This is a genomic window from Roseomonas sp. TAS13 (assembly GCF_001950415.1).
Lineage (GTDB): Bacteria > Pseudomonadota > Alphaproteobacteria > Acetobacterales > Acetobacteraceae > Roseomonas > Roseomonas mucosa.
Genome location: NZ_BDLP01000098.1, coordinates 1 through 12,984, shown reverse-complemented (window position 1 = coordinate 12,984; position 12,984 = coordinate 1). Strand labels below are relative to the sequence as shown.

10 protein-coding genes and 1 pseudogene are annotated in these 12,984 nt (G+C 69.1%); 5 read left to right on the top strand and 6 right to left on the bottom strand.

The genetic code is table 11. The features are described from left to right. The first annotated feature begins 138 nt into the window (after positions 1–138). Together ROTAS13_RS10120 and ROTAS13_RS10115 are read left to right on the top strand one after the other, a co-directional pair. Positions 139–1,113 carry a tripartite tricarboxylate transporter substrate binding protein gene (locus ROTAS13_RS10120; RefSeq protein ID WP_252572421.1) on the top strand — a complete coding sequence of 325 codons (975 nt, stop codon included), beginning with the start codon at positions 139–141 and terminating at the stop codon, positions 1,111–1,113. Positions 1,114–1,165: 52 nt separating this feature from the next. Beyond that, positions 1,166–1,627, top strand: coding sequence for an MFS transporter (locus ROTAS13_RS10115; protein WP_075822249.1), 462 nt, complete (start codon positions 1,166–1,168; stop codon positions 1,625–1,627). Between the two features lie 187 nt (positions 1,628–1,814). On the opposite strand, the pseudogene ROTAS13_RS28055 reads toward ROTAS13_RS10115, so the two are convergent. Next, positions 1,815–2,160: pseudogene (locus ROTAS13_RS28055) on the bottom strand (IS3 family transposase); the annotation flags it as partial. A 210-nt stretch (positions 2,161–2,370) separates the two neighbouring features. Between ROTAS13_RS28055 and ROTAS13_RS10105 the strand changes: the two are divergent. Next, a complete protein-coding gene (locus tag ROTAS13_RS10105) occupies positions 2,371–3,774 on the top strand; it encodes an aspartate aminotransferase family protein (protein ID WP_083755466.1) in 1,404 nt (467 codons plus the stop codon). Between the two features lie 49 nt (positions 3,775–3,823). Here ROTAS13_RS10105 and ROTAS13_RS10100 read toward each other — a convergent pair whose 3' ends face one another. The 5 genes from ROTAS13_RS10100 to ROTAS13_RS10080 form a co-directional block, all read right to left on the bottom strand. Beyond that, a complete protein-coding gene (locus ROTAS13_RS10100) occupies positions 3,824–5,059 on the bottom strand; it encodes an allantoate amidohydrolase (protein ID WP_075822247.1) in 1,236 nt (411 codons plus the stop codon). Between the two features lie 74 nt (positions 5,060–5,133). Continuing rightward, complete coding sequence (locus tag ROTAS13_RS10095; protein ID WP_075822246.1) at positions 5,134–6,753, bottom strand: ABC transporter ATP-binding protein; 1,620 nt, start codon at positions 6,751–6,753, stop codon at positions 5,134–5,136. Then, a complete protein-coding gene (locus tag ROTAS13_RS10090) occupies positions 6,750–7,592 on the bottom strand; it encodes an ABC transporter permease (protein WP_019461960.1) in 843 nt (280 codons plus the stop codon). The genes ROTAS13_RS10095 and ROTAS13_RS10090 overlap by 4 nt, the downstream gene beginning before the upstream one ends. Further along, entirely contained in the window at positions 7,592–8,575 is a 984-nt protein-coding gene (locus ROTAS13_RS10085; RefSeq protein WP_139323309.1) for an ABC transporter permease, read from the bottom strand. Before ROTAS13_RS10085 ends, ROTAS13_RS10090 begins: the two co-directional genes overlap by 1 nt. A gap of 12 nt (positions 8,576–8,587) precedes the next feature. Further along, the gene (locus tag ROTAS13_RS10080) at positions 8,588–10,216 is read right to left on the bottom strand and encodes an ABC transporter substrate-binding protein (protein WP_075822245.1); all 1,629 of its coding nucleotides are present in this window, start codon (positions 10,214–10,216) and stop codon (positions 8,588–8,590) included. A 299-nt stretch (positions 10,217–10,515) separates the two neighbouring features. Between ROTAS13_RS10080 and ROTAS13_RS10075 the strand changes: the two genes are divergently transcribed. Beyond that, positions 10,516–11,586, top strand: a complete 1,071-nt coding sequence (locus ROTAS13_RS10075) for a phosphotransferase (protein ID WP_075822244.1) — start codon at positions 10,516–10,518, stop codon at positions 11,584–11,586. Further along, positions 11,583–12,893 carry an aspartate aminotransferase family protein gene (locus ROTAS13_RS10070; RefSeq protein ID WP_083755465.1) on the top strand — a complete coding sequence of 437 codons (1,311 nt, stop codon included), beginning with the start codon at positions 11,583–11,585 and terminating at the stop codon, positions 12,891–12,893. Before ROTAS13_RS10075 ends, ROTAS13_RS10070 begins: the two co-directional genes overlap by 4 nt. The last annotated feature ends 91 nt before the right edge of the window (positions 12,894–12,984 follow it).

Here is a 12,984-nt window from a genome sequence, read left to right as displayed (position 1 = left end):
GCAGATCGCGGGGATGGGCCTCGCCGGCCTGGGCGTCGCGCTGGCCAGCCGCGCCGGCCCCGCCCCTACCCCCTGCGCACCTCACGCCTCCGACAGGTCCGGAAGGACCGCCACGACTTCCCTTCCTGGACGATGACCATGCAACGCCGCTCCCTCTTCCGTGTCCTCCCGGCCCTCGCCCTGGCCACCTGCGGGCCTGGCCTCGCCTTCGCCGAGGCTGCCTGGCCCGCCCGCCCGATTCGTCTCATCGTGCCTTTCCCGCCGGGTGGGGCCATCGACGCCATGGCGCGCCTTCTGGCCCCGGTCCTCGCCAGCACGCTGGGCCAGCCCGTGGTGGTCGAGAACCGTGCCGGTGGCGGCGGGACGATCGGCACGGCGGCGGCGGCGCAGAGCACGGACGCGCATACGCTGCTCATGGTCTCCATGGCGCATGCGGTGAACCCGGCGCTATCGCCGCATCTCCCCTATGACGGGCTGCGCGACTTTGTCGCCGTGGCCCCGGTCGCGGTGGTGCCGAACCTGCTCGTGGTGCCGCGGGGAAGCCCCTGGGAAAGTCCGGCCGATGTCATCACCGCAGCGCACCACAACCCGGGTGTGCTGACCTATGCCTCCGCCGGCAGCGGCACCTCGATCCATCTCGCGGGCGCCCTCTTCGCGGCACTGTCCCGGATCGAGCTGACCCATGTGCCCTACAAGGGGTCCGGTCCGGCCCTGTCCGATCTCGTCACGGGCCGGGTCAACATGATGTTCGACAGTCTGACCTCGGCGGCGCCGCAGCTCGCCTCGGGCCGGCTGCGGGCCCTGGCGGTGACCACCAGCCGGCGTATCGCCGCCCTGCCCCGCCTGCCCACGCTGGCCGAGGCCGGGGTCGCCGGCTACGCGCTCGATCCCTGGTTCGCCATGCTGGCGCCGGCCGACCTGCCACCGGAGGGACAGCGCAGGATGGAAGCCGCCGTGACAGGCGCTCTGCGGGACCCGGCCTTGCGCGATCGCCTCGCCGGCATCGGCGCGGAGCCCATGGATGGCGGTGCCGAGAGCCTCGACCGTCTGCTGCGCCAGGAAATCGCGCGATGGAAGGATCTGGTACGGGAACTGTCGATCCGGCCCGACTGAACGATCCGCGCCAAGCGGGGCGCCCAACAACACGGATCACAAGAAGGCGGCGATGGGAACGGTGGTGGTGAACACGGCTTTCATCCTCTTCGCCATCCCACTGTCTTTCAGCCTCCCGAAGGTGGATGCGAGGCGCATCCTGCTCGCGATGTTTGGCCTCGGGGTCGCCCTGTGCATCGGTCTGGCCAAGAGCGGCGAGAACTGGACGATGGTCTTCATTCTGATCGCCGCATCGGGCTTCGGCATAGGTGGACAGCAGATCGCACTCAATTATCTCGTATCCGGAATCTATCCCGCGGAGCTGCGCGCCACCGGAACCGGATGGACCATCGGGATCGGCCGTACCGGAGCGATTATCGGCTCGGCGGCTGGCGGTTGGCTACTCCAGCTCGGTGGGCCTTCCGGCTATTATCTTGCGTTGGCAATGCCACTGGTCGTTGCTGCACTCGCAGTCGCCATCATCCAAATGCGTCATACCCCAACACGGTCGCGCAGTGTCTCTGCCGCGCACTGATACGCGCCACGCTTCCACAGCGCGTACGAGGTTGCCCGCTTCGCGTGGGGGCGGTGGCATCCTCGGGCCGACGCGGCGTACCGGCGGTGCCGATGGCGTGGGGGCCGCCGGCGCGCCGCTCCCTGCCACCTCGCGTGCCGCCGCCCAGCGCAGCCAGCTGCGTACCAGCCGGTCCGGCAGGCCCACTGTCCAGTGCGTCGAGAACAAAGCCTGCATGGGCCGTCGGCAACACCCGCCAGCCGACGGTGAGGCATGGCCGCCATTCGTTCGAGGCCATGCCGAACGCGGGCAAAGGCGACGTAGACGAAGCCTTGCCACGCCACGCCGCCGGTGAAATCCGACAGCCACAGCACGTTCGGCGCCGACGCCCGGAACTGCCGGTCTACCTTATCCGCCGGACACGGCGTGGCCGGGTTCGAGACCGTGGTCCTCGTCTCCCTCCCGCTCACCACACCCTGTAGACCCATGGCGCGCATCAGCCGCTCCACCGTGCAGCGGGCCACCTTGATGCCCTCGCAGCCGAGCTTCCGCCACGATCTACCCTCAGTTGATGAGATCGCCCGAAGCCGATCTGAATCTGAGCAAGTTGCTGTCCTTGCGTGCAGATGTGCCTACATCGCCCAGATTTGCGTACTGATCCGGCTGATCATTGATTGCCAGCCGCAGAGGATGAGAGAAATCTTCCGGTGACCTCAGGGTCCTGTCACACGCTGGCCGTCGGCCCGTCCTTTTCCGCAGAAGGCATGAGCATGAACACCATCCCCAACTCGCTCGCCGCTCGCGACATCGCCACGCTGGTGCACCCCTACACCAATCTGGCGAAGCACAAGTCCGAGGGGCCGCGCATCATGAAGCGCGGCAAGGGCGTGCGCGTGCAGGACGACAACGGCAAATGGTATCTGGAAGGGATGGCCGGCCTCTGGTGCGCCTCGCTGGGCTTCGACGAGCCGCGCCTCGTCGAGGTCGCGGCGAAGCAGATGGCGGAGCTGCCCTACTACGCCATCTTCAACCATGCCTCGCACCAGCCCGCGATCGATCTGAGCGAGCGGCTGCTCGCCATTGCGCCGAAGGGGCTGACCAAGGTCCTCTATGCCAATTCCGGCTCCGAAGCGAACGACAGCGCCGTGAAGATGGTGTGGTACTACAACAACGCCATCGGCAGGCCGCAGAAGAAGAAGATCATCGGCCGCTTCCGCGGCTATCACGGCGTCACCGTGGCCTCCGCCAGCATGACCGGGCAGGAGATCAACCACAAGGACTGGGATCTCCCCCTCCCCGGTTTCCTGCACACCGACTGCCCCAGCCATTTCCACTATGCGCTGCCCGGCGAGAGCGAGGAGCAGTTCGCCACGAGGCTGGCGCAGAACCTGGAGGAGCTGATCCTTCGCGAAGGGCCGGAAACGGTCGCGGCCTTCATCGCCGAGCCGGTGAACGGCGGCGGCGGCGTGATCGTGCCGCCCGCGACCTATTTCGCGAAGATCCAGGCCGTGCTGAAGAAGTACGACGTGCTGTTCATCGCCGACGAGGTGATCTGCGGCTTCGGCCGCACCGGCAACATGTTCGGCTGCGAGACCTTCGGCATCGTGCCGGACATGATGACGGTCGCCAAGGCGCTCTCGGCCTCCTTCCTGCCGATCTCCGGCCTGCTGATGACGGAGGAGATCTTCGAGGCCATTGCCCGTAACAGCGACAGGCTCGGCACCTTCGGCCATGGCGTCACCTATGCCGCGCACCCGGTCTGTGCCGCCGTCGCGGCGGAAACGCTGAAGATCTACGAGGAGCGCGACATCCTGGGCCATGTCCGCAGCGTCGCGCCGCGCCTGCAGGAAGGGATCCGCGGCCTGCTCGACCATCCGCTGATCGGCAATGCGCGGGGCGTCGGCCTGATCGGCGCGGTGGAGCCGGTGAAGGACAAGGCCACCAACGAGGCCTTCCCGGTGGGCGAAAAGGTCGGGCAGATGATCCAGCAGGCGGCCTGGGAGCGCGGCATCATCGTGCGCGGCATGCGCGGCGACGGCATCGCCTTCTGCCCGCCGCTGATCATCACCGAGGCGGAGATCGACGAGCTGGTCGCCGGCGTGCGCGGCGCGCTGGACGACGTCGCGGGAATGCTCTCCTCCCGCGGCCTCTGGCGCGAGGCGGCCTGAGGGCGGGCCACCCTCATAGCCAGGGCGCCCGGCGCCCTGGCTGGCCGCCTCAGTCCCGGTTTGCCTGCCGCAGCAGGGCGTGCATCAGCACGTCGGCCCCGGCGGCACAGTGTTCCGGCGAGGCATACTCGAACTCGCTGTGCGACAGACCGTCGCGGCAGGGCACGAAGAGCAGGCCGGTCGGGCAGAGGCCGATCATGTTGAAGGCATCATGGCCGGTGAGCGTGCGCAGCCGCGTCACGGAATGGCCGCGTTCCTTCGCCACATCCTCGATCAGCGCCACCATCTGCGGCGAGAAATGCAGCGGCTGGCGGCGGCGCTCGGCAACGATGCTGACGCCGAGCCCGGTTTCTGCCGCCAGCGCCTCCATGGCCGTGCCCAGGGCTTCGCGCATGCCGGCGATACCGCTCTCCTCGGGATGCACCATCATGACCGAGAGCAGGGCGCGATGCGGGATGTTGATCGCGTTGTTCGGCCAGACATCGAGCACGACGGGGCTCGCCTTGCCCTCCGGCCCATGCGCCGCGGCGATCCGCTCCACGGCCTCGATCAGCCGGCCGGCGCCGGCCAGCGCGTTGCGGCGGCGCGCCATCGGCATCGTCTGGGAATGGCTGTTCTCTCCCCAAATCTCGATCGTGGCGAAGCCCGTGAAATGGCTGTGCGTCACCGCGGCGATGGTCGTGCCGCTCTCCTCCAGCTCCGGCCCCTGCTCGATATGCAGCTCCAGATAGGAATCCACCGGGCGCCCGCCCACCGGCGTGTCGCCCCGGTAGCCGATGCGCGCCAGCTCGTCACCGAAACGCCGGCCGGCGCGGTCCATGCTGGCATGGGCGGTGGCGAGGCCCAGCGTCCCGGCGAAGACCGCGGAGCCCATCAGCCCCGGCGAGAAACGCGCACCCTCCTCGTTGGTCCAGTTCACCACCTCGATGGCGCGCCGCGTGCGGATGCCGGCGCGGTCGATGGTCCGCACCGCCTCCAGCGCCGCCAGCACGCCGAGCACCCCGTCGAACTTCCCGCCCGGCGACTGCGTGTCGAGATGGCTTCCGGCCATGACCGGAGGCAGGGAGACATTGATGCCTTCGCGCCGGGCGAAGATGTTGCCCATGCCATCCACGGTGACGCTCAGCCCCGCCTGCTCGCACCACAGGCGGAAAAGCGTGCGCCCGTCGCGGTCCGCATCCGTCAGGCTCATCCGGTCGCAGCCGCCGCGCGGGGTGGCACCCATGCAGCCCATGGTCATCAGGTCGCTCCAGAGGCGTTCCTGGTCGATGCTAGCCTGGCTCATGCGGAGCTCCTGCGCGGGCGGAGGCGAAAACCCTCCACGGCGCGGCCTGCCCGGACACCGCGCCGCGATCCGGCCTAGTTCGCCGCGGCGACCTTGACGGCGGCAGCCCCGGTGACGGAGGGCGGCGTCCAGTGCCGTCCGGGAATGGAAGCGAGCAGCGCACGGGTATAGGCCTCGCGCGGATTGCCGAAGACCTCGCCGGTCGCGCCCTGTTCCACGATGCGCCCCTTCTGCATCACCACGATGCGGTCGCAGATCTGCGCGGCCACGCGCAGATCGTGGGTGATGAAGAGCATGGTGAGGTCCAGCCGCTCCTTCAGCTCCTCCAGCAGCGCCAGGATCTGGGCCTGCACGGAGACATCGAGGGCGGAGACCGCCTCGTCGGCGATCAGCAGCTCCGGCTTCATGGCCAGGGCGCGGGCGATGCCGATGCGCTGGCGCTGGCCGCCGGAGAACTCGTGCGGAAAGCGGTCCGCAGCACCGGGGTCGAGCCGCACCAGGCGCAGCAGCTCCCGCGCCTCCGCCAGCGCCTGGGCGCGCGGCGTGCCGTGGGCGATGGGGCCGGCGGCGATGATGTCGCCGATCCGCGCGCGCGGGTTCAGCGAGGCGAAAGGGTCCTGGAAGACCATCTGGATGCGCTTGCGGAAGGGCTTCCAGTGTCGCCGCGAAAGCAGGCGCAGGTCCGTGTCGTCGAAGCGCAGGTCGCCCCTGTCGGGATGGACGAGGTTGACCACGCAGCGCGCCAGGGTGGACTTGCCGGAACCGCTTTCCCCCACCAGCCCGACCGTCTCGCCCCTGCGCACCGTGAGATGCGCGTCATCGACCGCCTGGAAGGGCGTGCGGCCGCGCCAGTAGGTCTTGCCGAGACCGACCAGCTCCAGCAGCTTCGCCCGTTCGCGCGGTATCCGGGCCTGTGGAGGCCGGTGCGGCACGGCGGCGATCAGGGCGCGGGTATAGGGGTGCCGCGGCGCGTTCAGCACCTCGGCGGCCGGTCCGTGCTCCACGATCCTCCCGCGCTGCATCACCGCCACGCGGTCGGCGATCTCCGCCACCACACCGAAGTCGTGGGTGATGAACAGCACGCCGGTGCCGCGCCGCCGCTGGATCTCGCGGACCAGCTTCAGGATCTGCGCCTGGGTCGTCACGTCGAGGGCCGTGGTCGGCTCGTCGGCAATGAGGATGGAGGGTTCCAGCGCCAGGGCCATGGCGATCATCACGCGCTGCCTTTGCCCGCCGGAAAGCCGGTGCGGATAGGCACGCGCGATGGCCGGCGGGTCCGGCAGGCGCACCGTCTCCAGCAACTCCAGCACCCGCGCCCGGGCATCCTGGGCGCGGCCATGCACCTCCAGCACCTCGGCGATCTGGTCCTCGACCCGCATCAGCGGATTCAGCGCCGTCATCGGCTCCTGGAAGATCATGCCGATGCGGGAGCCGCGCAGCGCGCGCATCTCGGCGGGAGAGCAGCGCAGCAGGTCGCGCCCCTCGAAAAGGATGCGGCCCGAGGCGCCCTTCAGCGCCGGAGGCAGCAGCCCCATCACCGCATTGGCGGAGATCGACTTGCCCGAGCCACTTTCGCCCACCACGCAAAGGATCTCGCCCGGGGAGAGCGACAGGCTGACGCCCTTCACCGCCTCGGGCCGGTCGCCGCCGGGCGGCAGGCTGACGGTGAGGTTCTCGATCGAGAGGAGGCTCATGCCGCCACCCCGCGCTTGCGCGAGAGGCGCGGGTTCAGCCAGTCGTTCAGCCCCTCGCCGACGAGGTTCAGCGCCAGTACGGTGAGGAAGATGGCGAGGCCAGGGAAGACGCTCATCCACCAGGCCATGCGGATCACGCTGCGCCCGGCGCCGATCATGAAGCCCCAGGAGATCCGGTTGGGATCGCCCAGGCCCAGGAAGGAGAGGGCGGATTCCAGCAGGATCGCGCTCGCCACCATCAGGCTGGCGAGCACGATGATCGGCGAGAGGGCATTGGGCAGGATCTCGCGGAAGATGATGGCGGTGCGGGAACGGCCCAGCACCTCCGCCGCCTGGACGAATTCCCGCGCCCGCAGGCTGAGGAACTCCGCCCGCACCACGCGTGCCACCGGCGGCCAGGAAACGATGGCGATGGAGAAGACGATGGAGCCCAGGCTGGGGCGGAAGATCGCCACCAGCACCACCGCCAGCACGAAGGAGGGGATGGTCTGGAAGAACTCGGTGAAGCGCATGATCGCATCGTCCACCCAGCCCCCGGCATAGCCCGCCAGCGCCCCCAGCACCACGCCGATCAGCAGTGCCGCCGCGGTGGAAACGGCGCCGATCAGCAGCGAGACCGGCGCGCCATAGGCGATGCCCGCCGCCACGTCGCGGCCCAGCGAGTCCGAGCCGAGCAGGAACCCGTCCTCGCCCGGCGGCGCGAAGGGCATGCCCTGCATGTCCCAGGGCGAGAAGGGGAAGAGGAGCGGCGCCGTCGCCGCCATCAGCACGACGAGAAGCAGGATGACCAGCCCAGCCGCCGCCCCGGGATTTCGCAGCATGGCGCGGAGGAAACCCATCATGCCATCTGCACCCGCGGATCGATCACGAGATAGAGCAGGTCGGTCAACAGGTTGAAGAGCATCACGATCACCGAGGTGCAGAGGAAGACGCCGAGCAGAAGCTCGTAGTCGCGCTGCAACAGCGCATCGAAGGCGAGGCTGCCGATGCCCGGCCAGGCGAAGACCGTCTCCACCAGGATCGAGCCGCCGATCAGGTGGCCTGCCTGGATGCCGGCCAGCGTCACCACCGGCAGCAGCGCGTTGCGCAACACGTGGCGGCGCAGGATGCGCCCCTCGCCGACGCCCTTGGCGCGGGCGGTCTTCACGAAATCCTGGTCCGCCACCTCCAGCACGGAGGAGCGGGTCAGGCGTGCATAGACGGCGAGGTAGAAGAGGCCGAGCGTCAGGGCGGGCAGGACCAGGTGCTCCGCCACGTCCAGCGCCGCGCGCAGCCCGGTGTAATCCGCCCCCACCGTGCTCATGCCGAAGGAAGGCAGCCAGTTCAGCGTGACGCTGAAGAGCAGGACCAGCAGCAGGCCCGTCCAGAAAAGCGGGGTGCAGTAGAAGACCATGGAAAGCGCGGTGATCAGGCTGTCCCAGACCGTGCCCGCCCGCCTCGCCGCCGCCGCCCCCATCGCGATCCCCGCCGCCACGGCGAAGGCGAAGGCCGTGACCGAAAGCAGCAGCGTGGCCGGCAGGCGCTCCAGGATCAGGTCGGCCACCGGGCGCTGCATCCGGTGCGACACGCCCAGATCCAGTGTGGCGACGCGCGAGACATAGATCCAGAGCTGCTCCGCGAGCGGCCTGTCCAGCCCGAACTGCTCGCGCAACTGCGCCAGGTAGCGCTCGTCTGCCGCGCCGGACTGCCCCGCCATGACGCTGGCCGGATCGCCCGGTGCCGCATGGATGAGCAGGAAGTTGACCACCACCAGAGCGAAGGTCAGCAGCACGAGCTTCAGCAGGCGCTGCGCCAGGAAGCGCAGCAGTTGGTCGCCCCGCATCAGGCCGGCGCCTCAGACAAGGAACACGTCGTCGAAACTGGTGTGCACACCGAGCGCCGTGGCCATCATGTTCTTCAGGCGCTTGTCGTAGAAGGTGGGATAGGCCATCTCCTGGATGTAGAGATAGGGCATGTCCTCGCAGATGATCTTCTGCACCTCGGCATAGGCCTGCCGCCGCACCTCCGGATCGGAGCTGAGCCGGCCCTTCTCGAAGAGCGCATCCACCTTCGGGTTCGAGTAGCCGCCGACATTGGTGAAGGTGACGTGCTTGATGTTGGTGGAGAGGTAGTAGTGCTCCACCGCCAGCGCCGGGTCCGCCACCTGGTAGACGAAGTTCACGCTGGTATCGAACTCCCAGGACGCCATGCGCGCCGCCCAGCCGCCGGCATCGGTCGTCTCCAGCGTCACCTCCACGCCGATGCGCTGCATGCAGGTGCGGAAATACTCCGACAGGCGCGTCCAGACCTCGCCATAGGGCAGCGGCAGGTGCTTGATCGAGAAGCGGATGCCGTTCGCGCCGGGCTTCAGCCCCGCCTCGTCCAGCAGCGCCATGGCCTTCTTCGGATCGTATTCCGGCAGGGAGACCTCCGGATCGCGGAAGCGCAGCGTGGAGACGAAGGGCCCGGTGGCAGGCTTGCCGACGCCGAACCAGAGCCGGTCGTTGATGAACTTGCGGTCGATCGCATGCGACATGGCCCGCCGCACGCGTGCGTCGTCCAGCGGCTTGACCCGCTTGTTGATCTCGAACCAGGAGATCGGCGCGAAATACTCCCAGCCCTTGGTGGTGAACTCGATGTTGCCCTGCTGACGGAAGCGCGGAATGTCGAAGGGCTCGATGTCATTGGCCTGGGCGATCTGCGTCTGCCCGGTCTGCAGGGCGAGGGCACGGCTCTGTCCGTCCGGCACGATGCGGAAGATGATCTCGTCCAGATAGGGCTGTCCGGGCTTCCAGTAGTCCTCGAAGCGCCGCATGCGGATGAAGTTGCCGCGTTGCCATTCCACGAAGCGGAAGGGGCCGGTGCCGTTGGGGGTCTGGTTGGCCGGATTGGTGCGGAAATCCGTGCCGGCATAGACATGCTTCGGCACGATCGGCACCGAGGTCGCGCCGAGCAGCAGGATCAGCGGCTCGAAGGGCTGCTTCAGCGTGATCCGCACGGTCAGCGGGTCCACCGCCTCGGTCCTGTCGATCACCGTGAAGACGCTGCGCGCGCGGCTCGACAGCGTCATGGCGAAGTCCATGATCGAGAAAACCACATCCTCGGATGTACAGGGCTTGCCGTCGTGGAACCTGACATTGGGCTGCAGCTGGAAGGTATAGACCAGTTTGTCCGGCGATATCTCCCAGCTCTTCGCCAGTTCCGGCACCGGCTCCAGGCTGGAGGAATACTGCACCAGTCCCTGGTACATCTTGGTGGTGGCGTAGATGGTCGGCCCCTGGGTGTTCACCAGCGGGATCAGCACCGGCGGCTCTGGCGTCAGCAGGCTGGTCAGCGTGCCGCCGCGCTTCGGCGCGACGCCCTGGGCAAGCGCCTCGGACACCGTCATCAGCCCCGGCGTGAGGATGGCCGGCGCGAGGCCGGCAGCCGCGGCGGCCCGCAGCAGGTCGCGTCGCGAGCGCGGAGAGGGGTCCGACGGGCTCATGGCATGGGTCTCCGGCCAGCATGGAAGCAGCGGGGATGAATCGGGCGGGGGGCTCGTGGCGGGCGATGCCTTCTCGCGAGATGTCGTCCTGGGATCGCGCGTCAAACCCTGCTCCCCGTTCAACAGCCCCGAAGGGCATGGATCGAGGCAGCAATATCCATGCCATGGCTTCGCCGCCTGCGTGGCACGCGGTTTGCTGACCCGAATTGGCATGTCCGCGACCACCGAGTTTTCGGGATTGCCTTTCCTGCGCCATCCTGCCGGGCGGCAACGCGCCGGCAGGGAGAGGAACGGGTTGCATGGCTGACACCGAGGCCGGGGCGGAGGCCGGTCCGATCACGGCGGATTTCGTGATGCCGCCCGCACCCTCCATCCCGCCGGAGCAGGCACTGCGGCTGCTGCACCGGCATTACGGGCTGCAAGGCCGCGCCAGGCCGCTCGACAGCGAGCGCGACCGCATCTTCCACATCATGGCGGAGGATGGGCAGAACTGCCTGCTGCACCTCGCCAACCCGGCCGAGACGGCCGAGGTCAGTAACCTCCAGACGGCCGTCCTGGCGCATATCGCCACACGGGCGCCCGGCCTGCCGGTGCAGCGCATCCTTCCCGCCCTGAGTGGAAGGCTGGAGGAACCCGTGGATTACGGCGCCGGGCGCATGGGGATCGCCCGGCTGCTCACCTTCCTGCCCGGCCGCCCCCTGCGGGACGGGCCCATCGACTCCGCTCAGCGCCATGCCGTGGGCGGCGTCACCGCCCGCCTGGCCCTGGCCATGCGGGACTTCCATCACCCCGCCGCGGGTCATGCGCTGTACTGGGATATCCAGCACCTGCTCCGCCTGCGCGGCCTCGTCCCCTGGATCGGGGATGCGCCCGGCCGGGAACTGGCGCTGCGCGTGCTGGAGGACTTCGCCACGCGGGTGCAGCCGGAACTCGCCACGCTGCGCGCCCAGGTGCTGCATGACGACCTCCATCCCGGCAACATCCTGGTCGATCCGGCGGAGCCGACCCGCATCACCGGGCTGCTGGATTTCGGCGACACGGTCCATACCGCCCTGGTCAACGACCTCGCCGTCGCCGCCAACCACCATGTGGCGCTGGACGGCCATCCCCTGGACGGGGTGGCCGGGATCGTCGGCGCCTATCACGCCGTGCTGCCACTGGAAGCGCGGGAGGTCGCCTTGCTGCCGCGGCTGATCGCGGCCCGCCTGCTCATCGGGGTGCTGGTGCGATCCTGGCAGGCGAGGGAAACTCCCGGCGCCGTTCCACCCCCTGTCTTCGCACGCGCCGCGCTGGAACGCCTGGTGGCCGTGCCCCTCGACGAGGCGCGGGCCCCGTTGTTCCGGGCCTGCGGCATGGAGATTCCCACGTGAGCGCCACCGCCAGCCCTGCTGCCAACCCCTCCATTGAGGGCGCGCTGCCCGACGAGGCTCTGCTGGCGCGCCGGCGCGAGGCGCTCGGCCCGACCTACCGGCTCTTCTACGACGTGCCGGTGCAGGTCGCGCGCGCCGAGGGCGTCTTCCTCTACGCCCCCGACGGGACGGAATACCTCGACGTCTACAACAACGTTCCCTCGGTCGGGCATTGCCACCCGGCGGTGGCCGAGGCGATCGCGAAACAGGCCGCGATCCTCAACACCCATACGCGCTACCTGACGGACAAGGTGGTGGAGTATGCCGAGACGCTGCTCGCCACCTTTCCGGCGGAACTGTCGCAGGTGATGCTGACCTGCACCGGCAGCGAGGCCTCCGACCTGGCGCTGCGCGTCGCCCGCGCCTGCACCGGCAACACGGGCTTCATCACCACCGCCAATGCCTATCATGGCGTCACCCTGGCGGTGAGCGAGATCTGCCCCTCCCAGGGCAAGGTGGTGGCCCCACATGCCCGCGCGGTGCCGGCGCCGGACGGCTACCGGCAGGAGGGCGATGTCGGCGCCCGCTTCGCCGCCGGGGTGCAGGCGGCGATCGACGACCTCGCCGCCCATGGCATCCGCCCGGCGGCGCTGATCTGCGACATGATCTTCGGCAGCGACGGCGTCTTCACGGATCCACCGGGCTTCATGACGGAGGCCGTGGCCCGCGTGCGCGCCGCCGGCGGCCTGTTCATCGCGGACGAGGTGCAGCCCGGCTTCGGCCGCACCGGGACGCATATGTGGGGCTTCCAGCGCCATGGGCTGGTGCCGGACGCGGTGATCCTGGGCAAGCCGGCCGGCAACGGGCTGCCGCTCGCCGGGCTGGTGGCGCAGCCGCGCGTGCTGGAGGCCTTTGCGGCGCAGTCGCGCTACTTCAACACCTTCGGCGGCAATCCCGTCTGCTGCGCCGCCGGCCTCGCCGTGCTGGAGGTGATCAGGCGGGAAGGACTGATGGAGAACGCCGTCCGCGTCGGCGCCCGCATGCGCGCCGGGATGGAGGAACTCGCCACCGCCTATCCCGTCCTGGGCGACATCCGCGGCGCCGGCCTATTCTTCGGCGCCGAGATGGTGCGCGACCGCGCCACCCGCGAAGCCGCGCCCGATCTCGCCGCCCAGGTGGTGAACGGGCTGCGTGCCCGCCGCGTGCTGATCGGCGCCGCCGGGCCGCGCGCCAATGTGCTGAAGATCCGCCCGCCCTTGCCCTTCACCGAGGCGCATGCCGACCGCTTCCTGGCCGCCATGGCCGAGGTGCTGCACGGGCTGCGATGAACCCTCCCCACCGCCACGGAGTTCCCGCCATGGACCAGATCGCCCCCCCTGTCTCTTGATCACATCTACGCACAGCTCCACCGTAAGGCGA

Excerpts from the sequence above, each read along its gene's own strand:
- ROTAS13_RS10120 (WP_252572421.1), top strand. The coding sequence starts at position 139 with ATGCAACGCCGCTCCCTCTTCCGTGTCCTCCCGGCCCTCGCCCTGGCC.
- ROTAS13_RS10115 (WP_075822249.1), top strand. The coding sequence starts at position 1,166 with ATGGGAACGGTGGTGGTGAACACGGCTTTCATCCTCTTCGCCATCCCA.
- ROTAS13_RS10105 (WP_083755466.1), top strand. The coding sequence starts at position 2,371 with ATGAGCATGAACACCATCCCCAACTCGCTCGCCGCTCGCGACATCGCC.
- ROTAS13_RS10100 (WP_075822247.1), bottom strand. The coding sequence starts at position 5,059 with ATGAGCCAGGCTAGCATCGACCAGGAACGCCTCTGGAGCGACCTGATG.
- ROTAS13_RS10095 (WP_075822246.1), bottom strand. The coding sequence starts at position 6,753 with ATGAGCCTCCTCTCGATCGAGAACCTCACCGTCAGCCTGCCGCCCGGC.
- ROTAS13_RS10090 (WP_019461960.1), bottom strand. The coding sequence starts at position 7,592 with ATGGGTTTCCTCCGCGCCATGCTGCGAAATCCCGGGGCGGCGGCTGGG.
- ROTAS13_RS10085 (WP_139323309.1), bottom strand. The coding sequence starts at position 8,575 with ATGCGGGGCGACCAACTGCTGCGCTTCCTGGCGCAGCGCCTGCTGAAG.
- ROTAS13_RS10080 (WP_075822245.1), bottom strand. The coding sequence starts at position 10,216 with ATGAGCCCGTCGGACCCCTCTCCGCGCTCGCGACGCGACCTGCTGCGG.
- ROTAS13_RS10075 (WP_075822244.1), top strand. The coding sequence starts at position 10,516 with ATGGCTGACACCGAGGCCGGGGCGGAGGCCGGTCCGATCACGGCGGAT.